This is a genomic window from Paraburkholderia sp. GAS33 (genome assembly GCF_050436645.1).
GTDB lineage: Bacteria > Pseudomonadota > Gammaproteobacteria > Burkholderiales > Burkholderiaceae > Paraburkholderia > Paraburkholderia phenazinium_B.
Genome location: NZ_JBNDMP010000007.1, coordinates 76,246 through 97,439 on the forward strand (window position 1 = coordinate 76,246; position 21,194 = coordinate 97,439).

Here is a 21,194-nt window from a genome sequence, read left to right on the forward strand (position 1 = left end):
TGCCGAGAATCAGGCTCGCAAAAATCTGAAGCCGCCGTTAAAAACAACAAAGCCGCCCAAGGGCGGCTTTGTTGTTTGCGGGCCAAGCTAAACGTGTGGCCCGGCCAGTAAGCGGTTGGCGGGTGACACCCCAGGACAAAAGCCCATCAGCGCAACCCCCTACCCGTTACTGCACCTTCGCGTTCTTCCGCAGACTCTCTTCAAACGCCTGCAGTTTTTCTTGCTGGATCTGCTGAACGATCTGCTGACGCACCTGTTCGAGCGGCGGCGGCGCGGTATCACGGGTGTCGTCCAGACGAATGATGTGCCAGCCAAACTGCGTGTGCACCGGCGCGTCGGTCATCTGGCCTTTCTGCAGCTTCTCGGCCGCAGCGGCGAATTCCGGCACGTAGGCCTTCGGATCCGACCAGTCGAGGTCGCCGCCGTTCTTGCCCGATCCCGGGTCCTTCGAGTATTGCTTGGCGAGATCTTCGAAGCTCGCGCCGGCCTTGATCTTGGCGATCAGGTCTTTGGCCTGGGCTTCGTTATCCACGAGGATGTGGTGCAGGTGATATTCCTTGCCGCCAGCATCCTTCACGAGCGCGTCGTAACGTGCTTTGACTTCCGCGTCGCTCGGCTGGTTGTTCTTCACGAAGTCTTCGATCAACGCGCGCAGCACGACGGTCTGCTGGGCGACCGCGACTTGCGCCTTGACGTCCGGGCGGTTCGGGATGCCGCGGCGAGCCGCTTCCTGCATCAGGATTTCGCGGTTGATCAGTTCTTCGCGCACGGCTGTCTGCAACTGCGGCGAGTCCTGCTGACCCTGTTGAACGAGTTGAGCGACGAGCGCATCGACGCGTGCTTTGGGAATCGGCGTGCCGTTCACGACGGCGATGTTCTGTGCAAACACAGGCGCAGCCGCAAAAGCGGCCAGCAATACCCAGAGGCGGGTTTTCTTCAAGGTCATCGGAAGTTTCCTAACGGGACAGCAAATCGAATTCTTCGGGCGTGTAGGCCGTGATTGCGAGCGCGTGAATGCCTCGCTGCATGGCATCGGCCAGCGCATCATACACCAAGCGGTGCCGTGCCACGCGGGGCTTTCCGGCGAATGCAACCGCAACAATCGTGACACTGAAATGACCGCCTGCGGAGGCGCCCGCATGCCCCGCATGTTGGGCACTGTCATCGCGCACGGTGATCGAGGTAACCGGCGCGAGCGCCGCGGCGAGGCGTGTTTCGATCAGCGCGACGCGTTCGGTGGTCGTAGCATGCAGGAAAATGTCGTCGCTCATATCACTCTTCTTCTTTCATGTACTTCGACAGCCATAGGCTCTGGCCGACAATGAACACCACGAGGCACCCGGTCGCGCCGAACAGCTTGAAATTGACCCAGGCGTTGGTCGAGAAGTGGTAGGCGACGAACAGGTTGAGGATGCCGAGCAACACGAAGAACACCGCCCAGATCACGCTCAACTGGCTCCACGTGCGGTGCGGCAGCGTGATCTGCTTGCCCATCATCGCTTCGATCAGGTTTTTGTTGAACGCCAGTTGCGACACGATCAGCGCCACCGAGAAGGCCCAGTAGAGCACGGTCGGCTTCCACTTGATGAAGGTATCGTTGTGCAATACAAGCGTTGCGCCGCCGAACACCGTGACGACGCCGAGGCTGACCCACAGCATCGGGTCGACCTTGCGGTGACGGAATGCCACCCAGGCAATCTGCACCAGCGTCGCGACGATCGCCACCGCCGTTGCCGTGAAAATGCCCCACAGCTTGAATGCGACGAAAAACAGGATGATCGGGAACAGATCGAACAGGAATTTCATTATCTGGGCGGGGACGAGGAGGAATGAGGAAAAATAGGCGCGGAGTGAAGGGCGCCTTGCGCCCATATTATGCGTGCAGTGTGTACCCGTCGCGGCAGCCGGCTGGCGGCCGGCGCCAGGTGGCCGGTTCGCAAGCTGGCTGAAGGGTCTATCGCGTCTGTCCCGGGGCTGGCGTTGCCTGCGTTGCGTTACTTGGGCTCGAATTGTAGCGCAGCCGAGTTAATGCAGTAGCGAAGCCCGGTCGGCGCCGGACCGTCTTCGAACACGTGGCCCAGATGGGCGCCGCAATTCTTGCACTGCACTTCGATGCGCAGCATGCCATGCGAGCGGTCGGTTTTCTCGGCGATCACTTCGCCGTTGATCGGCTTGAAGTAGCTCGGCCAGCCGCAGCCGGCGTCGAACTTGGTGTCCGATTCGAATAGCGGCGTGCCGCAGCAGACGCAGTCGTAAATGCCCCGATCCCAGTGATCGTGGTAACGGCCGGTAAAGGGGCGCTCGGTAGCGGCGTGGCGGGTGACCTGATACTCGATGTCGGAGAGCTGGTTGCGCCATTCGGCATCGTCTTTCTGCACCGCAGCGGGGGAGGTCTTGGTGTCGTCGGAGTTCATGGTCGGTTCCTGTCTCGGGTTGTCTCTATCTGGGTCTGATTCTGGGTCGGGTCTGCCAGGGAGCTGGCTCATCCACGCTACGCGTGCTGCGAAGAAACGGTACCAGGCAGCAGTACGCCAACGCGAGCTTTACGACGAGCAACTGACTTCCAGCGAACTGGCCCAGTCGGGTGGCAGCGCGGCGTAAGCTTCGTGTTCCGGTTGGTCGTCGAAAGGACGGCGCAGCACTTGCGCCAGCCGCTCGACTTCCGAAAAGTCCTTCTCCCTGGCGCGGCGAATCGCCGTTTCAGCCAGATGATTGCGGAGAATGAATTTGGGGTTCACGCGGTTCATTGCAATGGCGCGCTCAGCATCGTCGAGTGTTTCTTCGGACAGCCGCGCGCGGTAGTCGTTCACCCAGACATCGAAGGCCGGGCGGTCGAGAAACAGGTCGCGAACCGGCGCGTCGCCGCTCGCGTCGTGCTTCGAAACGCGGGCCAGATTGCGGAACGTGAGGGTGAAGTCCGCGCGGTTCGCCTGCATGACTTCAAAGAGGCGGTTGGCCAGGGCGTCATCGCCCGGACGTTCGGTTTGCAGGCCGAGTTTGGCGCGCATGCGGCGCTCCAATGCGGGTGCAAAACGGTCCTTGAAGCCTTCGAGTACCCGCTGCGCGTCTTTGACCGCTTCCTCGCTGCGCACGCTTTCGTCGTGCTGCTGACCCAGCAGCGGCAGCAGCCCTTGCGCCAGACAGAAGAGATTCCAGTAGGCGATCTGCGGCTGCATCCGGTACGCGTAACGGCCTTGCGAATCGGAGTGATTGCAGATATAGCCGGCATCGAAACCATCCAGAAAGCCGAACGGACCGTAGTCGATCGTGAGGCCGAGGATCGACATGTTGTCCGTGTTCATCACGCCGTGACAGAAGCCAACTGCCTGCCATTGCGCGAGCAGATCAGCCGTGGACAACACCGCTTCGTTCAGTAGCGCCAGATACGGATCGTCCGCTTCCTTGCAGTGCGGATAAAAGCGTTCGATGACGTGGTCGGCGAGCGACTGCAATGCATCGACCCGATCGTTCGCATAGAAATGCTCGAAGTGGCCAAAGCGCACGAAGCTCGGCGCGACCCGCGTGACGACCGCGGCCGTTTCCACTTCCTCGCGGCGCACCGGCTGGTCGGAGCCGATCACACACAGCGCGCGCGTGGTCGGAATACCAAGGTGGTGCATCGCTTCCGAGCACAGATACTCGCGGATCGACGAGCGCAACACCGCGCGGCCGTCGCCCATGCGCGAATAAGGCGTGCGTCCAGCGCCCTTGAGCTGCAGCTCATAGCGGGCACCGTGGTGCTCGACTTCGCCGAGGCCAAGTGCGCGGCCGTCGCCGAGTTGCCCGGCCCACACGCCAAACTGATGTCCCGAGTACACCGACGCATAAGGCATCGCCTCCGCGGGCCAGTCGCGGGTGGTGTTGCCGGAGAAGAACTCGGCGAAGGCGGGATCGCGCACTGCTTCAGGGTCGAGGCCGAGCAACGCGGCCGTATCGGCGGCAAACCCGACCACATAGGGGGCGCTGAGCGGCGCAGCCGGCAAGCGGGTCATAAAGACGCCGCCGAGTTGGGCAAATGCGCCTTCGCGCGAGGTGCCGAGGGCCTCGGCGAACGCCGCCATCGGCCCGGACAGGCCGGCAATGCTTGGGGAAAACGACATGTTGAGCGCCTCTGGATTAACCGATATTGTAAGTCGGCGCCCGCGGCGCTGCTGGCCGGCCGGTTGTTCGCGCCGCCAATGGTCGAACCAGCCAGTCGCCGCGAGCCAGCCGACCTGAGAGAGATGACACAAATACCGCGAGGAGACCGCTGCTTATGACGACGCCGTTGCTGGGCCAGATGATGGACACGCCGCTCAACGTGTCGTCGCTGCTGGCGCATGCCGCGCGGCATTTTGGCAACACGGAAATCGTCTCGCGGCGGCTCGAAGGCGATATGCATCGCTACACCTACCGCGACTGCGAAAAGCGCGCCAAACAACTGGCGCAGGCGCTGATCGCGCTCGGCGTGCAGCCGGGCGAGCGGATCGGCACCTTGGCCTGGTGCGGCTACCGGCATCTGGAGGCGTACTACGGCACGACCGGCTTCGGCTCGGTGTGCCATACGATCAATCCGCGTCTTTTTCCCGAGCAGATCGCCTACATCGTCAATCATGCCGACGACAGCTACGTGCTGTTCGATATCAGCTTCGCCGATCTGATCGACACGTTGGCGCCACAGTGTCCCAAGGTGCGCGGCTGGATCGCGCTGACGGACGACGCGCACCTGCCCGATATGCAGACGCCCGTGTTGAGCTACGAGACACTGCTCGCCGCACAGGATGGCCTCTACGAATGGCCGCTGATCGACGAGCGCGCGGCCTCGTATCTTTGCTACACCTCGGGCACGACCGGCAATCCGAAGGGTGCGCTGTACTCGCATCGCACGACGGTCTTGCATGCGTACGGTGCTTCGCTGCCGGATGCGATGAGCCTGTCCGCGCGAGACTCGGTGCTGCCTGTGGTGCCGATGTTCCATGTGAACGCATGGGGCATTCCGCACGCAGCGCCGCTGACGGGCGCGAAACTCGTGTTCCCCGGCAAGGACCTCGACGGCAAGTCGCTCTACGAATTGATGGAAGCGGAACGCGTCACGTATTCCGCCGGCGTGCCGACCGTCTGGCTCGGCTTGCTCACGTATATGAAGCAGGCCGGTGTGCGCTTTTCGTCGCTCAACCGCACGGTGATCGGCGGCTCGGCCTGTCCGCCGGCGATGCTGCGCACCTTCCAGGACGAATACGGCGTCGAAGTGATTCACGCGTGGGGCATGACCGAGATGTCGCCGCTCGGCACCCTGGCGAAGCTCACGTGGGAACAGTCGCAGCGCTCGCCTGACGAGCAGCGCGAACTGCTCGAGAAGCAGGGCCACGTGATCTACGGCGTCGATATGAAGATCGTCGACCCGGACGGCAATGAGTTGCCGTGGGACGGCGTCGCGTTCGGCAATCTGCATGTGCGCGGACACTGGGTGATCGACCGGTATTTCCGCAATGACGATTCGCCGCTCGTCGACGGCTGGTTTCCGACCGGCGACGTCGCCACCATCGATCCGGACAGCTTCCTGCATATCACCGATCGCAGCAAGGACGTGATCAAGTCAGGCGGCGAATGGATCAGTTCGATCGACGTTGAGAACGTCGCAATCGCTCACCCCGCAGTGGCGGAGGCCGCGTGCATCGCGTGCGCGCATCCGAAGTGGACCGAGCGGCCTTTGCTGGTGGTGGTCAAGCGCAAGGGCGTCGAGGTGACGCGCGACGAGCTGATTGCGTTCTATCAGGGTAAGGTCGCGAAATGGTGGATCCCCGATGACGTGGTGTTCGTCGACGAGTTGCCGCATACGGCCACCGGCAAGTTGCAGAAGCTGAAGTTGCGCGAGATCTTCCGCGATCACGTGCTGCCGTCGGCGCTCGAAGGCGCGACCTGACGCATTGCCGTCAATGACCCAGGGGAAACCCTTTCCGCAATAAATTGAACGAGCGTGCTTTTTTGTGTATTCTGCTTGCTGACCCGGAATGTCGGACAATGAACCGGCACAGGCAGTGCGTAATGCGCGGCCTTACCGCATGGAGGCAGGCAGATGGCAGTGGACTATACGACTCATGACGGCGTTGCCGTCATTACGCTAAACAATCCCCCGGTCAATGGGCTCGGTCTGTCGACGCGAGCCGGCATCGTCGAAGGGCTCGAGCGCGCGCAGAACGATCCGGCCATCAAGGCCATCGTGCTGACGGGCGCCGGCAAAGCCTTTTCGGGCGGCGCCGACATCACCGAATTCAATACTCCCAAAGCGACCCAGGAACCGACGCTGCACACGGTCATCAAGGCCGTCGAAGGCAGCACGAAGCCGGTAGTCGCCGCGATTCACAGCGTCGCGATGGGCGGTGGTCTGGAACTCGCGCTTGGCGCGCATTACCGGATCGCGGCGCATGGCGCGCAGATCGCGCTGCCGGAAGTGAAACTCGGCATCCTGCCGGGCGCTGGCGGCACGCAGCGTCTGCCGCGCGCAATCGGGCTGGAAGCCGCGCTCAACATGATCGTTTCGGGCGCGCCGGTGATGTCGGAGAAGCTCGCCGGCTCGGGACTGTTCGACGAGGTGGTGGAAGGCAATCTGGCTGAAGCCGCGCTGGCTTTCGCACGCAAGGTCGGTGCGCAGGCCGGAGCGCATCCGAAGGTGCGCGATCGCAAGATCGAGCACGCCAACGCGGAAGGTTTCATTCAGTTCACGCGCAACACCGTCGCCGCGATGGCGAAGAATTTTCCCGCGCCGCTCAAGTGTATCGACGCAGTCGAAGCGGGCGTGAAGAACGGCTTCGACAAGGGCCTCGCGTTCGAACGTGAGTGCTTTGTTGCGTTGGTGCAAACGCCGGAAAGCCGTGCGCTGCGTCATGCGTTCTTCGGTGAGCGTGCGGCCAGCAAAATTCCCGATGTGCCTTCGGATACGCCGGTTCGCGAGATCAAACAGGTGGCTGTGATCGGTGCCGGCACGATGGGTGGCGGCATCGCGATGAACTTCATCAACGCGGGTCTGCCGGTCACGCTGCTCGAAACGAAGCAGGAAGCACTGGACCGCGGCCTCGCGACGATCCGCAAGAACTACGAAGCCACCGTCAAGAAGGGCAAGCTGAAGCCCGAGGCAGTGGAACAGCGCATGGGGCTGATCACGCCCACGCTTTCCTACGACGACCTCAAACACGCCGACCTGATCGTGGAAGCGGTCTTCGAAGAACTGGGCGTCAAGGAACAGGTGTTCAAGCGCCTCGATGAAGTGGCGAAGCCCGGCGCGATCCTCGCCTCGAACACCTCCACGCTCGATGTCGACAAGATCGCTGCTTTCACGAAGCGTCCGCAGGACGTGGTCGGCATGCACTTCTTCAGCCCGGCCAACGTGATGAAGCTGCTCGAAGTCGTGCGCGGCAAGGAAACGGCGAAAGACGTACTCGCCACCGTCATGCAACTGGCCAAGAAGATAAAGAAGACGGCAGTGGTGTCGGGCGTGTGCGACGGCTTCATCGGCAACCGCATGATCGAGCAGTACATCCGCCAGGCGCTCTTCATGCTCGAAGAAGGCGCGCTGCCGGCGCAGGTCGACAAGGCCATCGAAAAGTTTGGCTTTGCAATGGGCCCGTTCCGCATGAGCGATCTCGCCGGCAACGATATCGGCTGGGCGATCCGCAAGCGCCGTTATCAGGAACATCCGGACATGCATTACTCGAAGATCGCCGACCGTCTGTGCGAGACGGGCCGCTTCGGGCAGAAGACCGGCAGCGGCTGGTACGACTACAAGGCGGGCGACCGCACGGCGTATCCGTCGAAGCTGGTCGACGAGATGATTGTGTCGTACTCCCAGGAGACGGGCGCGCAGCGCCGCAAGATCAGCGACGCGGAAATCGTCGAGCGTCTGGTGTTCGCGTTGACCAACGAAGGCGCGAAGATTCTCGAAGAGGGTATCGCCTCGAAGGCGTCGGATATCGACATGGTGTACCTCACCGGCTACGGTTTCCCGCTCTATCGCGGCGGCCCGATGCTGTATGCCGACACCGTGGGCCTCTACAACGTCGAGCGGGCAATTCGCGGTTATGCGGCGCGCGCGAACGGCGATGCGTGGCAGCTGGCGCCGAGCATCGCGGAACTCGCCGGGCAGGGGCGCGGGTTCAACGGCTAGACGCATCTGTTCGGCAGAGGCTGCCCAGCTGTCCACCGGTGAGCGGACTGAGTGAAGTGAGCAAGGTGAACGAGATGGCGCGAGGTGCCGCGATGAAAGATGCCGAGGACGTACTGCTGGTCATCGACGTGCAGAACGATTTCATGCCGGGCGGTGCGTTAGCCGTTGCGCATGGCGATGAAGTCGTGCCGGTCATCAATCGGCTCGCGCGCGGCTTCAGTCACGTGGTGCTGACGCAGGACTGGCACCCGGCTTCGCACGTCTCGTTTGCCGCTAACCACGCGGGCCGCTCGCCGTTCGAGATGCTCGCGCTGCCGTATGGCGAGCAGGTGCTTTGGCCCGTCCACTGCGTGCAGGACACGCCCGGGGCCGCTTTGCATCGCGACCTCGACATTGCCCATGCACGCGCGGTGATCCGCAAGGGGCACCATGCCAGCGTCGATAGTTACTCGGCCTTTCTCGAGGCCGACCGCACGACGCCCACCGGTCTTGCGGGTTATCTGCGCGAAGTGGGCGTGAAACGCGTCTGGTGCTGCGGCCTTGCGACGGATTACTGCGTCGGCTGGTCCGCGCTCGATGCCCGGACAGCGGGATTTGAAGTTGCGCTGATCGAGGACGCTTCGCGCGCCATCGATCTCAACGGTTCGCTCGACGCCGCCTGGCGCGATCTGCATGCCGCAGGTGTCAGGCGCGTGCAGTCCGCGGAGCTGCTGGGTCAATGAAGGCCCGCGGGTTGGCAGGCTGAAACACAAGGTAAAGCGCGGTCAGCCGGTTCAGCGGTTCACCGCTGCGAGCGAACCACACTCAACATTTGAAGCAGGAGACTTGCATGACTGACGCCGTAATCGTATCGACCGCCCGCACGGGTCTTGCCAAATCGTGGCGCGGCGCTTTCAACATGACGCACGGCGCGACGCTGGGCGGCCATGTGACGCAAGCCGCGGTCGAACGCGCCAAACTCGACCCGGCCCGCGTCGAAGACGTGATCATGGGCTGCGCGAATCCGGAAGGCGCAACGGGCGGCAATATCGCGCGGCAGATTGCCTTGCGCGCCGGTCTGCCGGTCAGCGTGCCGGGGATGACGGTCAACCGTTTCTGCTCGTCGGGCCTGCAGACGATTGCGCTCGCCGCACAGCGCGTGATCGCCGGCGAAGGCGACGTGTTCGTGGCGGGCGGGGTCGAGTCGATCTCGTGCGTGCAGAACGAGATGAACCGCCACATGATGTTCGAGGGCTGGCTGAACCAGAACAAGCCCGAGATCTACTGGTCGATGCTGCAGACCGCCGAAAACGTCGCGAAGCGCTATTCGATTTCGAAAGAGCGCCAGGACGAATACGGCGTGCGTTCGCAGCAGCGCGCGGCGGCCGCTCAGGAGGCCGGCAAGTTCAACGACGAGATCGTGCCGCTGACAGTGCTGGCAGGCGTCGCCGACAAGGCGAGCGGTCGTCTGTTCACCAGGGAAGTGACGATCGCCGCTGACGAAGGCATCCGCGCGGATACCACGCTCGAAGGCGTGTCGAAGATTCGTACGGCGATGCCGGGCGGCGTGATCACGGCCGGCAATGCAAGCCAGTTTTCCGACGGTGCGTCGGCCGCTGTGGTGATGAACGCGAAGGTCGCCGAGCGGGAAGGGCTGCAGCCGCTAGGCATTTTCCGCGGCTTTGCGGTGGCCGGCTGCGAGCCGGACGAGATGGGCATTGGTCCGGTGTTCGCCGTGCCGAAGCTGCTCAAGCAGGCTGGGCTGAAGGTCGAGGATATCGACCTGTGGGAATTGAACGAAGCGTTCGCCGTGCAGGTGCTGTATTGCGCCGACAAGCTCGGCATCCCGCAGGACAGGCTCAACGTGAACGGTGGTGCGATTGCCGTTGGCCATCCGTACGGCGTATCGGGCGCGCGTCTGACCGGACACGCGCTGATCGAAGGCAAGCGGCGCGGCGCGAAACTGGTGGTCGTGACGATGTGTATCGGCGGCGGGCAGGGCGCAGCGGGTCTGTTCGAAGTGGTGTAAGCGGCGCCTCAGGTTAGCCGCTGAGGCTGGAAGAGGAGGAGCCGTTTAGATGCGCCGCACGGTCAAGCGATGCTCCTCACTCGCCTGACTCTGTTTCACTGGCCGGCCAGGCCCGGCCCGGATCTTGGCAGCGACAGCACGCCCTGATCGAGAAAGCGCGTCCCACCGCCCGTCAGGCCGCCTGCGAGCCTGCCGTGCAAGATGTATGGGTACTCGCCGGGCGGCGTATCGCTGCCCGCGACCGAATAGGCCTTGTTCACCACCGCAAAGGCCGGCGCGGTCACCGGCACGTTGACAACCGTCTCGCCATAGCCCGGCGCCTCGCCGGGCTGATTGCTGACGCCGCTGGCAAAGTCGGCACCGTTCAGCTGCAGATCGATGGAGACGCCGCTGAAGCTAAGCGAGCCGCTGTTTGGGTTCTGGATACGCAGCTTTACGTTGTAGCGCATCTCGGCCCCCTGGCTGGCGATCGGCTCGAGCCCGGCGATACTGACGTGCAGCGGATCGTTGTTGCCAAACCACCCGGCGCAGCCGCCGAGTGCGAACGCTGCAAACAGCCCCGCCGTCAGCAGACGGGCAGAGCGGCCAGACAACAGCAAACGAAGAAAGCGCATAGCCGGAACCTCGAGTCGAACTGGATTGGGCGCTATTGTAGCGGGCAAACGTAGTGCGTATCGCAGTGTGGATTCGAACTTGGCGCATCGACAACGGTCCCATCTCCAACCGCGTGACTTCGCTCCCGACATTCGTCATCGGGCACACCCGTATGTCATTCCAATGAAACGCTTGCAGAGGGACGCAAAAGCGACTTCAATGCCGTACTAACGTGGTTTGCGCTGGCGGTCGATCAACTCTCTCTTCATAGGAAAGCCACGATGCACAGACGTCAATTCATTACCGGCACCGGTGTGCTCCTCGCGTCGAGCGGCCTGACACTGGCAGGTTGCACCACCACACCGCTCGGCTCGGGTGAGACCGCCGAGGACTACACGCAAAAGCGCAACACTATCAACGCCGGTATTGATTCGACACTCGCGCGTCTGCAGAGCACCGTGAATGGTTCGCAGGAGATCATCGGCAAAGCGCGTGGGGTGCTGGTGTTTCCGTCTGTGTTTGCGGCGGGCTTCTGGTTCGGTGGGCAGTACGGGCAGGGCGGCTTGCGCGTCGATGGCCAGACCACCGGCTACTACAGCACCGTCGCCGGTTCGTTTGGGTTGCAGATTGGCGCGCAATCCAAGGCGATCATCTTCGCCTTCCTGACCCAGGAAGCGCTCGACCGTTTCACGCAAAGCCAGGGCTGGGCAGCTGGTGCCGATGCGACCGTCGCGCTGGCGAAGATCGGGGCTAACGGCAATCTGGATACGTCGACGGCGATGAGCCCGGTGGTGGCCTTCGTGCTGACCAACGCAGGGTTGATGGCCGGCATTTCGCTGGAAGGGACCAAGGTTTCGCGGCTGGTTATCTAGGTTCGTGAGCCGCCGGGCATTTTCCTGCTTCATGGAAGCAGGCTGGGCGCCGCTCGCTCATGCCACCTCCACCACAATTTTTCCGCGCGCTGTGCCGCTTGTGATGGCTTCGTAAGCCAGTTCTGCTGAAGCCAGATCGAAGCGGCGCGCATCGAGCCGCGGCTGGAGTTTGCCGGCTTCCGCGAGACGCGTGGCTTCGCGAAGCATGGCGCCATGATGCGCGCGATGCTCGCCGCTCAGAAGCGGATACAGGGTGAACACGCCCGAGTAGCTGGCTTCGCGAAACGAGAGCGGCGCGAGTGCATGCGTTCCCCATCCCAAGGCGCTCACTACGTGCCCAAAATGTTTGACGGCCGCGAACGAGGCATCCAGTGTCGCGCCGCCAACGGTGTCGACTACCACGTCGAAGCCGCGTCCCTCGGTTAAGGCTGCTACATACTGCTCGACACTTTGCGTGCGATGGTCGATTGGTGTCGCCCCGAGACTCGCGACGAAGTCGTGATCGCGAGCGCTGGCCGTGGCAAACACCTGGGCGCCAAGCGCGACTGCGAGTTGAACCGCGACGTGCCCGACGCCGCCCGCGCCACCCTGGACCAGTACCGTTTGGCCGGCCTGCAGCCGCGCCCGGTCGACGATACCCGCGTAGGCCGTGATAAAGGCGAGCGGCAGGGCGGCGGCTTCGCGCATCGACAGATTCGCCGGTTTGAGCGCGAGCAGGTTGACGTCCACGGCTGCGTACTGGGCGAGCGAGCCCTGAATGCCGCCCACGCCGCCGGTCATGCCGTACACCTCGTCGCCCACCTTGAAGGCGTCGACGCCGGGGCCGACCGCTTCGACTACCCCTGCCATATCGATGCCCAGAACCAGCGGCAATGGATGCTTTGCATGCTCGCCGCTGCCGGCGCGGATTTTTGTATCGAGCGGATTCAGGCCGCTCGCTGCGATACGCACCAGCACCTGACCGTGCGCCGGATTCGGCCGTGCCAGTTCGGTGAGTTCGAGGGGGCCGTGATAGCGGTTGAGAACTAGGGCGTGCATCGACATGATGATTTCCTTTCCGATTGAGTCAGCGCTTCGATACCTTCATACTCCGTCATGCGAAATGGTATGTAAATCAACATTTTTGACCGGATAGCAAACAAAAATGACTGACCGGGAGTTGGAATGGAGTGACGTCCGCGTGTTCCTGGCGATTGCCCGCAACGGCACGCTCGGCGCAGCGGCGAGACAAACCGGCCAGACCCAGCCCACTATGGGGCGGCGTCTGCGTGCGTTGGAGGAGACCGTGGGGCACGCGCTGTTCCAGCGCACCCGCGACGGTTTCGTGCTGACCGACGAAGGCGCCGCGGTTCTCGCCCATGCCGAGCGCATGGAAGAAGAGGCGCTTGGTTTCACACGAGCGCTGGCCGGCAAGGACGCGCATCTGACCGGCCTGCTGCGCGTATCGTCGTCGGACTGGTTTGGCGTCCATGTGCTGACGCCCGTGTTTGCGCGGTTTCTGGCCCAACACCGGGGCGTGTCGCTCGAACTGGTGACGGATTCGCGCCGTTACAACCTGGCCCGCCGCGAGACCGATCTGGCGTTTCGCATCACGCCGTTCGAGGAGGCCGATGTCATCCAGCGCAAGCTGATGCATATGGAATACGCCTTGTACGGGCGCATCGACCTCGTCGCGCCGCGGGCCGGCGACGGGGAAGGGCACACGCTCGTCAGCATGGATAGCGCGTTTGGCACGCTGCCCGATGTGGAGTGGGTCAGGCGCATGCTGCCGAAGGCGCGGATCGCCTTTGGCAGCAACAACCGGGGCGCGCAGGCGCGGATGTGTGCGGAAGGGGGCGGTTTTGCGGTGCTGCCGTGCCCGCTGGGCGATACGACCCCTGGATTGCGGCGGATCGATCTGGGCGAAGCGCCGCCCGGCCGGGACGTCTGGCTCGGGTACCATCGTGACTTGCGGCGGGTGGCGCGCCTGCGGGCCCTGCTGGATGTGACGATAGAGGCGCTCGGCTAGAGGCGCTCGGCGTAGAGGCGCTCGGCTAGAGGCTCGGCAAAGAGGCGCTCGCCACCCCAAATCCTCACGTCAGAGATATGTATAAAACGGTACCTTGCATAAAACAGTAGACCCTGCTACATTTCAGCCATGGTCACCGAGGCCAGCAGTCCGTCCGGTGACAGTGCATAGCACGGTACCTTGCACCACACACTACACCCGTGGAATTTGATGAAAACGCAGTTAAAAAAGGGAACGCTCGATATGTGCGTATTAGCCGTCCTGGCCCGTGGGGACAGCTACGCGTACGAACTGGTGTCGACGCTCGCGGAAACAATGGAAATCAGCGAAGGTACGATTTATCCGTTGATGCGCCGTCTGCAAGCCGAAGCCTGGGTGTCGACCTACCTCGTCGAGTCGAGCTCGGGGCCGCCACGCAAATACTACTCGCTGACGGGCACAGGTCGCCGCAGTCTGCTGGAGATGGAAGAGGAATGGCGCAGTTTCGTGGATGAAGTCAACGGCGTATTGTTGCAACCCGCTACAAAAACGAACACAGGGGATACCCCATGAAGCAGGAAGTATTCATTGAAGCACTACGGCAGGAATTGAGCAGTCTGCCGAAGCCTGCGGTCGATGAAATCATTGCGGATTATCGCGAGTACATTGGCGACGCGCTGGCCGCTGGGCGCCGCGAGGAAGAAGTGATCGCAGCACTGGGCGACCCGGTCAAGCTCGCCCGCGAACTGAAGGCACAGGCAAGCTACCGGCAGTGGCAGGACCGCCGTTCGTTCGGCAACCTGATTCGCGTGATCATGTCGATCTCCGCGCTGGGCCTGCTGAATGTCCTGCTGCTGATCCCGTTCATGGTGTACCTGGCTTTGCTGACGGCGGGCTACGCGGTGTCGGTGGGACTCACGATTGCTGGGCTGGTCGGCGTGATTGCGTTGAGCGGCCATCACTTCTTCGGCAAGATGTCCCACGAGACGCTGCCATTCGGTTTTAGCAACAGCGAGCACGCGAAGGGGGCGCACGATCTCGGCGCGAGCGTTGCCCGTGCAGCGGGTGCGTCCGACGCGTCGGGCACGCAGGAAGCGGACAAGGACGATAGCGATAGCGACACCCCGGGCAACCTGAAAGGCCTGAAAATCGTCGGTGATCGCTTTGTGATCGATCTGCAGGACGACAGCAAGCTTTCGCTCGTGACTCGCGCCGGCGCTATCGAAATCAAGAAGGATGACGACAATTTCAAGTTCGAAGCGACCTCCGACGCCGCCCGGCAATTGCTGACGAAAGAGAAAGACGGCACATGGAGCATTGCCCGCGACGACGTGGTCGACCTCGATCTGAAAGATGACGACGAGCATGTGTCGCTCGCCCGCACCGGCAAGGATGCCAAGTCGATGGTCTGGGACATCTCCACCGACGACGGCGACCACGTCACGCTGCAGGAAGACCAGCAAGGCAAGCCGAGTCACGTGACGGCACAAAGCGGCCCGGATTCCGTGGATATCGGCGACGGCAAGGTCGCCATCGACGATGGCCACCATAAGATCCGCGTGGCGACATCGGGAAGCGAATACACCTATGCGATCGTGATGCTGCCCATCGGTCTCATCGGCCTTGCGTTGTGCATCTGGTTGACACGAATTACCTGGCGCGCCGTATCGCGCTACGTAAAGCGACAACTCGACGTCGTCTCGGCGAGTCTCGATCGCCAGCAGCCGTCCTGAATAAAAAGTAGCTGAAATACCCGAACACCGAAGTACCGAATTGCCGAACCCTTAGTAGTACGTATAAACCTTTCGCTATAACTGAGGAAACTGTCATGAACATCGATTATCCGAGCGACGTTTCTAAGCAAACCCGTCTCCATCGTGCGCCGGCACTGCCTTTTTCCGGTGGAAGAGAAGTCAATCCCCTGCATATCGCCGACTGGCTGGTGAGCGGCGTACGCGCCCTGAGCATGCAGCCGGTGCTGTGGCTGAGCGTTCTGTTGATCTGCGCCGATTTCGCGACGCTGCTGGGTTTTCTGCCGCTGCTGCGCCCGCTGGCGGTGCTGCTGGCGCCGCTCGCGGTCGGCGGCCTGATGTTCGTGCAGGACGGCGCCAGCAAGGGCGAACCCGTATCGGTGCGTGAGATGTTCGCGGCGCTGGCGCGGCGCAGCAACTCGCTGTGCGTGATTGGGTTGTACGGCGCAGCAATTGTCGCCGTGGGCTATCTGATCCTGCTGGCAACGTTCCATGTCTCGCTGAACATGTCGGTCACGGCAGCCGGCGTGCACAACTTTTCAATGAGCTACGGTGGCGACCATGGCGTGCGCGGTGCGCTCGAATCGCTGCTCGGCGCGTCGATCTTCGCTGTCGCGATCGCCTCGGCCTGCTTCGCACCGGCTCTGGTGATGCTGCACGACATGACCCCGCATGACGCCATGATCGCAAGCCTCAGCGGTGCCGCACGCAACTGGCCCGTGACGCTGATGTACTTTGCTGCGATGACCGTGGCCGTACTGTTCGCACCGATGGTCCCGCTGGCCCTGCGCGCCCTGGTGCTCACGCCGGTGTTGACCGCCGTGCCGCTGCTGTCGATCTACGGCGCCTATCGCGACGTGTTTATCGGCCGGTAAGCCGGAGGCGGATGTGCGCAGCACGCATCTGCGATGATGTTGCATGAGCGTAGTGATCCTGATGTGGCGATGGAGCGAGCATGAGAGTGCTGATCATGGGGGGAACCTTGTTTCTTGGCCGCCATATTGCCGAGGCGGCCCTGGAGCGGGGGCACGAGGTGACGCTGTTCAATCGCGGTCTTCGGAATCCCACGTTGTTCCCGGCAGCCGAAAAGCTGACTGGCGACCGGAACACGAATCTGACTGCGTTGGCGGGCCGCCGGTTCGACGCGGTCATCGACCCGTCGGCTTACGGTCCCGAGCAGATCGATCTGCTGCTCTCGACGCTTGGTGAGCCGCCCGCACACTACACGTTCGTGTCGACCATTTCCGTGTACGGCACGTATCCGCCGAAGCGCCGCTACGATGAAAGCACGGCCGTGGTTGCGGGGCATGAAGGCTACGGCGCACTGAAAGCGCGCGCGGAGGAAGCGCTTCTGGCGGCCATCCCGGGCCGGGCCGCGGTGGTGCGGCCGGGGCTGATTGTCGGTCCATACGACCCCACCGGGCGTTTTACCTATTGGCCGTGCCGGGTCGCGGCGGGTGGACAGGTCCTGGCGCCTGGGCGTCGCGAGCGGCCGGTTCAGTTTATCGATGCGCGAGATCTTGCCGAGTGGTCGGTCCGCCTTGCGGAGGATCGCGTTGCCGGCGTCTATCACGCGGTGGGTCCACAGGCCGCGCTGACGATGGGACAGTTCCTCGACGAGTGCGTGCGGATAGCCGGAAACGACGCCGAACTCGTATGGACTCCGGACGACGAGGTTCGCGCAGCGGAGATCGAAGGCTGGACCGAACTGCCGCTATGGATCGCTGAAGACGATGCCGAAGCCGGCGGGATCTTCGAGGCGGACAATCGGCGCGCGCTCGGGCAGGGGCTTACGTTCCGCCCGGTGGCGCAAACTATTGGGGACACGCTTCAATGGTGCTGGGAATCTGGTGCGGCAGCGGATTCGCCGGTGGGTGTTCAGACCTTGAGCACGGAGAAAGAGCGCGCAACGCTCGCTCGTCTGCTGGTGCGCTAAAGTCTGCGCGGCAGTTCGGCCGTGCGTGCTGTTACACCGGCGTCTTCAGGGACAAATCCTTTTCCATAAACACACTCAACGGATCGGGACGGTAATCCGCAAACGGCTCGCGAGTGACAAAGCCCGCGCGTCGATAGAGGCCGAGGGCCGAATGACTGTCGACGCCGGTTTCAAGGCGCAGCCAGCGCACCCCGTGCGCACGGGCTTTGAGCTCGAGTGTGGCGAGCATGGTCTTTGAGAGTCCCTGGCCACGTGCCTGCGGCTCGACCCACATGCGTTTGACTTCCGCCCAGTCGCCTCTCAGGACCACCGCGCCGGTGGCCAGCGCCGTGCCGGCTGCATCGCGCGCCACGTGAAAGAGCACGCTGGGTTCGCGCAACGCGTCGATCGGCAACAGATGGTTACTCTCTGCCGGGTACAGGCTCGCGGCTTCGGCGTCGCCATGTTCGAGCAGGGCAATGATGTCGGCTTGGGCGGGATCTTCGATGGCGATGTTCATTGAGGAGAAAGTCTTTCGTCTACGGATTCGATCGTCGCAATGATAGCGGTCAGCGAAGTCTTGCTGCGTAAGATTCCGAAATGCAGCCTGAGCCAATACCGCGCGGGGATTATCCTTATCGGGTTCCGGCACTATGATAATCTGCCGGGCACGCCCGGATTAGCGAGGCAAACGAGAAGCGGCCGGGTTGTGACAAGACACTCATTGTGTCCAGTCACAACCCGGCCGCTTCGCGGCGGGTAAATAAAAGATTTACCCGCAAATGACGCCGTGTAATGCGATACTACCAGTCTCTCAGGTTCTGGCCCGGCCCTCGAAATAGGCCAGAATCTTTCCACCGACCCTTTATGGGTCGGTTTTTTTTTGTGACTCACTTTTAACTACACTACTGAAGTAGGGTATATGCCCTACCAGCGTAGTGTAATGGTCTTCGGCGCCTTTTACTAGGTGGTTATCTCGTTTTTCAGAGGACCTTACCTGGGCCGACAGAAGGGAAAGTGCCGTCAGCGGGCCCAGAGTCGCGGGCGATCAGACGAGCCAGGTTTGTTGCCGGCAATCTGTGGTGGCGCAGGGAGGTCTGATGAAACGCACCCTCATGGCAAAGACCTTGAGGACACCACGACCGCCTACGTCTTGTCGGTCCGGTTTCCCGACGCTCGCGCCGGACTTTTCCGTCTGACTGTGGATGCAGGCGCGGCGGTTTTGTTTTTCTGTTTGGGTAACTGAACGGTCCTGGCTGCCAGGAGCGCCTGCATCAAATCGCTGTTGAGGGCTTTCTCGAAGGCCCGTGGGCCCATCGAGTTAATCAGGATGCGGCCCATGACGTCGGCCTTGACGTACTCAATAGCGAGGAGGCTGATGACCTGATTAGTAGTGAGTACCGCTTCCTCATTGGCGGACGGCCCGAACTCCGCGGTGATGGCGTCCTGCTCATCCGCCACGGCAACGGCCAACCGGCGCCCTTCGAGCCTGGCCCGGGCGCTTGCGCCGCATTCGCGCAGGTCGTAAAACCGGGGGCCATTAAGCGTTGCAGTCCCATAGATCGCCACATGAACATCGACGCCACGCGCCGAGGCCGCCTCGATCGCATCGCGCAGCGGTTCCATTTCCTCGTCCCAGATCGCCGCGAACAGGGTTTGCCGCGCACTGTCTATGGTGGTCTGAAATGCTCTGATGATTGCGTTTCTGTCGCGCAGCGACCAGACAAGTCCAAGCTCACGCGCCGCAGGTAGCGACGACAGCCCCTCGTTGACAAGTTCGATATCGCCCTCGAAGCGCTCCCGCAGTCGCGCCAGCACCTCGGCATACGGAACCGCCGCATACCGGACCGGTTCCGACCGATGCATGAGAACCGCACCCTTGGTATCCAGACGTTGAAGCGTCTCGTAGATTTTCGACGGCGGCACGCTGGAGAGCTTGCCGACCTCGTGGCCATTCATCGGCGAACGTTGCAGAAGGGCGCAATAAGCTTGCGCTTCGTATTGTGAGAAGCCGAGGCGAATCAGCGCGGATATCAGCTCGGCGGGAATCTGTGTAGTCATATCGCGTGAGACTAGCACATGTCATATTGGCCTTGTACACTACCGAGGTAGTGTAGCCATTTACTCGAGGTGCAATACAAGGAGCGCAGCATGAAAAAACGGTATTCGTCGGGTTCGAGCTGGGAAGCGTCCATCGGATATTCCCGCGCCATCCAGTCAGACAACACGCTGTACGTGTCGGCAACGGCGGCGAGCGGACCGGATGGTTCAATCGTCGGCGACGATCTGTATACGCAGACCAAAACCATTCTCGACAAGCTCGGCACCGTGTTGACCGATGCCGGCTTTGGGTACCAGGACGTCGTGCAAAGCCGCGTGTACGTCACTGACATTGCTCATTGGCAGGACGCGGGCCGCGCTCATGGAGAAGTGTTCGGCGATGTTCGTCCAGCATTGACGCTGCTGCACGTGCTGCCTTTCGTCGATCCGAAGATTCTGGTCGAGATCGAAATCACGGCAGTCAAAAGCGATTCGGCCTGGTAAGCGGTCATGAATCGCGTCCCGCGCGGGAGCGCCGGGGGCGGACGGGAAACACCGCATCGGTGGCTGACCGCCTTCATCTCGATGGCCGCGGGCGTGGCCATCGCGAATAACTACGCGCTCCAGCCGGCTCTTCCCGCTGTCGCACAGAGTTTCCACCTCCCGCTCACGGCCATGGGCATCGTCGCCGGCAGCATGCAGGCCGGCTACATGGCGGGTATCGTCCTGCTGGTTCCGCTTGGCGACAAGGTTTCTCCCGCGCGAATCGTCTCCTGGCAATTCGCGGTGCTGGCCATGGCGTTGATCGCGGCGGGGTACGCGCCGACACTGCCTGCGCTGACCATCGCGGGCTGCGTGATCGGTGCGATGGCAACCAACGCGGTTCACCTTGCCACAGTCGCGTTTCGCGCCTCGAAGCCGGAGTCGCGTGGCCGCGCGGTGGGAACGGTGGGGATGGGGATATCTGCGGGCATCCTGCTGAGCCGGTTTGTGGGTGGCCTGCTATCGCAGGCCACAAGCTGGCGCACGATGCTGATGCTGTTCGGGGTTGCATCGTTTCTGCTCGCTTGCCTCACGCATCGCCTGCTGTCCAGAGACGTGCAGCGCAGTGAACACGGTTACCTCGGTTTGCTCAGGTCGCTACCCTCGGTGCTATTCCGCTATCGGCTATTGCAGGAAGGCGTGATCGTTGGAGCGTGCTGGTTTTTCGTTTTCAGCATGCTGTGGGTCACCCTCGTATTGGCCGTAGCCGGCGCGCCGCTCAATCTGAATGCCGGCCAGGCGGGTATGTTCAGCTTTGCCGGCGTGCTGGGATTGTTTGCCACCCGCGCGGCAGGGCGTGCGGCGGACCGGTTCGGGTACCGGCCGGTCATAGCGTGCGGCTTCGCGTCGGTGCTCGCGGGCGTGGCGATATTGCTCGTCGCCCGTTCATCCATAGCGGGAACGGCAATCGGCCTGGTGCTCTTCGATGTCGGCTGCTTTTCCGCACAGGTGGCCAATCAGACCCGCTTGCTGGCGATCGATGTCAATGCGCGCAGTCGCATCTATAGCGTGTACATGTTTTTCTATTACGCCGCTGGCGCGCTGGGCTCCGTGCTCGGGCCGTTGCTGTTCGCCCGTTACGGATGGGACCTGGTGTGCACGGTAGGCATCGCAATGTCAGCACTGGGTCTCGCGATCACCTGTGCTCATCATCTCGGCGGACGGCGACGCGGTGAACCGGCGCTCGAATAGCACGCTGCAGCGGCATGGCAGGGGCGAATCCGAAGCACAAATGACGTGGCCGCGCTACGCTCTGACTCGCTGGGCGTCAAAGCCGCCCTCCAATGATTTCATAAGCAGGTAAATCAGGCCAATGACGGGGAAGGGTGTGTCACGACTTGCGTT

The 21,194-nt window shown here is 62.4% G+C and carries 21 protein-coding genes; 12 read left to right on the plus strand and 9 right to left on the minus strand.

Going from position 1 to position 21,194, the window contains the following annotated elements:
* Positions 1 to 166: 166 nt before the first annotated feature.
* The 5 genes from P3T24_RS21780 to P3T24_RS21800 form a co-directional block, all read right to left on the minus strand.
* A complete protein-coding gene (locus P3T24_RS21780; RefSeq protein WP_074264758.1) occupies positions 167 to 946 on the minus strand; it encodes a peptidylprolyl isomerase in 780 nt (259 codons plus the stop codon).
* A gap of 10 nt (positions 947 to 956) precedes the next feature.
* A complete protein-coding gene (locus P3T24_RS21785; RefSeq protein ID WP_074264757.1) occupies positions 957 to 1,271 on the minus strand; it encodes a BolA family protein in 315 nt (104 codons plus the stop codon).
* Position 1,272: 1 nt separating this feature from the next.
* Positions 1,273 to 1,806 (minus strand): septation protein A, encoded by a 534-nt coding sequence (locus tag P3T24_RS21790; protein WP_074264756.1) that lies wholly within the window; start codon positions 1,804 to 1,806, stop codon positions 1,273 to 1,275.
* A 188-nt stretch (positions 1,807 to 1,994) separates the two neighbouring features.
* A complete protein-coding gene (gene msrB, locus P3T24_RS21795) occupies positions 1,995 to 2,414 on the minus strand; it encodes a peptide-methionine (R)-S-oxide reductase MsrB (RefSeq protein ID WP_074264755.1) in 420 nt (139 codons plus the stop codon).
* A 129-nt stretch (positions 2,415 to 2,543) separates the two neighbouring features.
* Positions 2,544 to 4,100, minus strand: a complete 1,557-nt coding sequence (locus P3T24_RS21800; protein ID WP_429437755.1) for a protein adenylyltransferase SelO — start codon at positions 4,098 to 4,100, stop codon at positions 2,544 to 2,546.
* Positions 4,101 to 4,255: 155 nt separating this feature from the next.
* On the opposite strand from P3T24_RS21800, the gene P3T24_RS21805 reads away from it, so the two are divergent.
* The 4 genes from P3T24_RS21805 to P3T24_RS21820 all read left to right on the plus strand — a co-directional run bounded on the left by P3T24_RS21805 (position 4,256) and on the right by P3T24_RS21820 (position 10,148).
* Positions 4,256 to 5,902: a 3-(methylthio)propionyl-CoA ligase gene (locus P3T24_RS21805; protein WP_429437757.1), complete on the plus strand. Its 1,647-nt coding sequence runs from the start codon at positions 4,256 to 4,258 to the stop codon at positions 5,900 to 5,902.
* Between the two features lie 153 nt (positions 5,903 to 6,055).
* Positions 6,056 to 8,140: a 3-hydroxyacyl-CoA dehydrogenase NAD-binding domain-containing protein gene (locus tag P3T24_RS21810; RefSeq protein ID WP_429437760.1), complete on the plus strand. Its 2,085-nt coding sequence runs from the start codon at positions 6,056 to 6,058 to the stop codon at positions 8,138 to 8,140.
* Positions 8,141 to 8,232: 92 nt separating this feature from the next.
* Complete coding sequence (gene pncA / locus P3T24_RS21815) at positions 8,233 to 8,862, plus strand: bifunctional nicotinamidase/pyrazinamidase (protein WP_429288507.1); 630 nt, start codon at positions 8,233 to 8,235, stop codon at positions 8,860 to 8,862.
* 107 nt (positions 8,863 to 8,969) lie between these two features.
* The gene (locus P3T24_RS21820) at positions 8,970 to 10,148 is read left to right on the plus strand and encodes an acetyl-CoA C-acyltransferase (protein WP_429288450.1); all 1,179 of its coding nucleotides are present in this window, start codon (positions 8,970 to 8,972) and stop codon (positions 10,146 to 10,148) included.
* 95 nt (positions 10,149 to 10,243) lie between these two features.
* On the opposite strand, the gene P3T24_RS21825 is transcribed toward P3T24_RS21820, so the two are convergent.
* Positions 10,244 to 10,762: an LEA type 2 family protein gene (locus tag P3T24_RS21825; RefSeq protein ID WP_074264750.1), complete on the minus strand. Its 519-nt coding sequence runs from the start codon at positions 10,760 to 10,762 to the stop codon at positions 10,244 to 10,246.
* Positions 10,763 to 11,023: 261 nt separating this feature from the next.
* Between P3T24_RS21825 and P3T24_RS21830 the strand changes: the two genes are divergently transcribed.
* Complete coding sequence (locus P3T24_RS21830; protein ID WP_074264749.1) at positions 11,024 to 11,614, plus strand: BPSL1445 family SYLF domain-containing lipoprotein; 591 nt, start codon at positions 11,024 to 11,026, stop codon at positions 11,612 to 11,614.
* A gap of 57 nt (positions 11,615 to 11,671) precedes the next feature.
* Here P3T24_RS21830 and P3T24_RS21835 read toward each other — a convergent pair whose 3' ends face one another.
* Positions 11,672 to 12,658 (minus strand): zinc-dependent alcohol dehydrogenase family protein, encoded by a 987-nt coding sequence (locus tag P3T24_RS21835; RefSeq protein WP_429437762.1) that lies wholly within the window; start codon positions 12,656 to 12,658, stop codon positions 11,672 to 11,674.
* A 100-nt stretch (positions 12,659 to 12,758) separates the two neighbouring features.
* Here P3T24_RS21835 and P3T24_RS21840 point away from each other — a divergent pair, with 100 nt between their 5' ends.
* The 5 genes from P3T24_RS21840 to P3T24_RS21860 all read left to right on the plus strand — a co-directional run bounded on the left by P3T24_RS21840 (position 12,759) and on the right by P3T24_RS21860 (position 17,288).
* Positions 12,759 to 13,622: a LysR family transcriptional regulator gene (locus P3T24_RS21840; RefSeq protein ID WP_429437765.1), complete on the plus strand. Its 864-nt coding sequence runs from the start codon at positions 12,759 to 12,761 to the stop codon at positions 13,620 to 13,622.
* Positions 13,623 to 13,832: 210 nt separating this feature from the next.
* Positions 13,833 to 14,174, plus strand: coding sequence for a PadR family transcriptional regulator (locus tag P3T24_RS21845; RefSeq protein ID WP_074264746.1), 342 nt, complete (start codon positions 13,833 to 13,835; stop codon positions 14,172 to 14,174).
* Positions 14,171 to 15,334 carry a DUF1700 domain-containing protein gene (locus tag P3T24_RS21850; RefSeq protein ID WP_074264745.1) on the plus strand — a complete coding sequence of 388 codons (1,164 nt, stop codon included), beginning with the start codon at positions 14,171 to 14,173 and terminating at the stop codon, positions 15,332 to 15,334. The genes P3T24_RS21845 and P3T24_RS21850 overlap by 4 nt, the downstream gene beginning before the upstream one ends.
* Positions 15,335 to 15,429: 95 nt before the next feature.
* Complete coding sequence (locus P3T24_RS21855) at positions 15,430 to 16,227, plus strand: BPSS1780 family membrane protein (protein WP_074264744.1); 798 nt, start codon at positions 15,430 to 15,432, stop codon at positions 16,225 to 16,227.
* A gap of 80 nt (positions 16,228 to 16,307) precedes the next feature.
* On the plus strand, positions 16,308 to 17,288 hold the full coding sequence (locus P3T24_RS21860; RefSeq protein ID WP_429437767.1) for an NAD-dependent epimerase/dehydratase family protein: 981 nt from the start codon (positions 16,308 to 16,310) through the stop codon (positions 17,286 to 17,288).
* Between the two features lie 31 nt (positions 17,289 to 17,319).
* Here P3T24_RS21860 and P3T24_RS21865 read toward each other — a convergent pair whose 3' ends face one another.
* Positions 17,320 to 17,787, minus strand: coding sequence for a GNAT family N-acetyltransferase (locus tag P3T24_RS21865; protein WP_429437770.1), 468 nt, complete (start codon positions 17,785 to 17,787; stop codon positions 17,320 to 17,322).
* Between the two features lie 626 nt (positions 17,788 to 18,413).
* The gene (locus tag P3T24_RS21870; RefSeq protein ID WP_074264741.1) at positions 18,414 to 19,328 is read right to left on the minus strand and encodes a TrmB family transcriptional regulator; all 915 of its coding nucleotides are present in this window, start codon (positions 19,326 to 19,328) and stop codon (positions 18,414 to 18,416) included.
* Between the two features lie 90 nt (positions 19,329 to 19,418).
* Between P3T24_RS21870 and P3T24_RS21875 the strand changes: the two genes are divergently transcribed.
* Together P3T24_RS21875 and P3T24_RS21880 are read left to right on the plus strand one after the other, a co-directional pair.
* Positions 19,419 to 19,811: a RidA family protein gene (locus tag P3T24_RS21875; protein WP_074264740.1), complete on the plus strand. Its 393-nt coding sequence runs from the start codon at positions 19,419 to 19,421 to the stop codon at positions 19,809 to 19,811.
* A 6-nt stretch (positions 19,812 to 19,817) separates the two neighbouring features.
* Positions 19,818 to 21,041 (plus strand): MFS transporter, encoded by a 1,224-nt coding sequence (locus P3T24_RS21880; protein ID WP_429437773.1) that lies wholly within the window; start codon positions 19,818 to 19,820, stop codon positions 21,039 to 21,041.
* Positions 21,042 to 21,194: the final 153 nt, after the last annotated feature.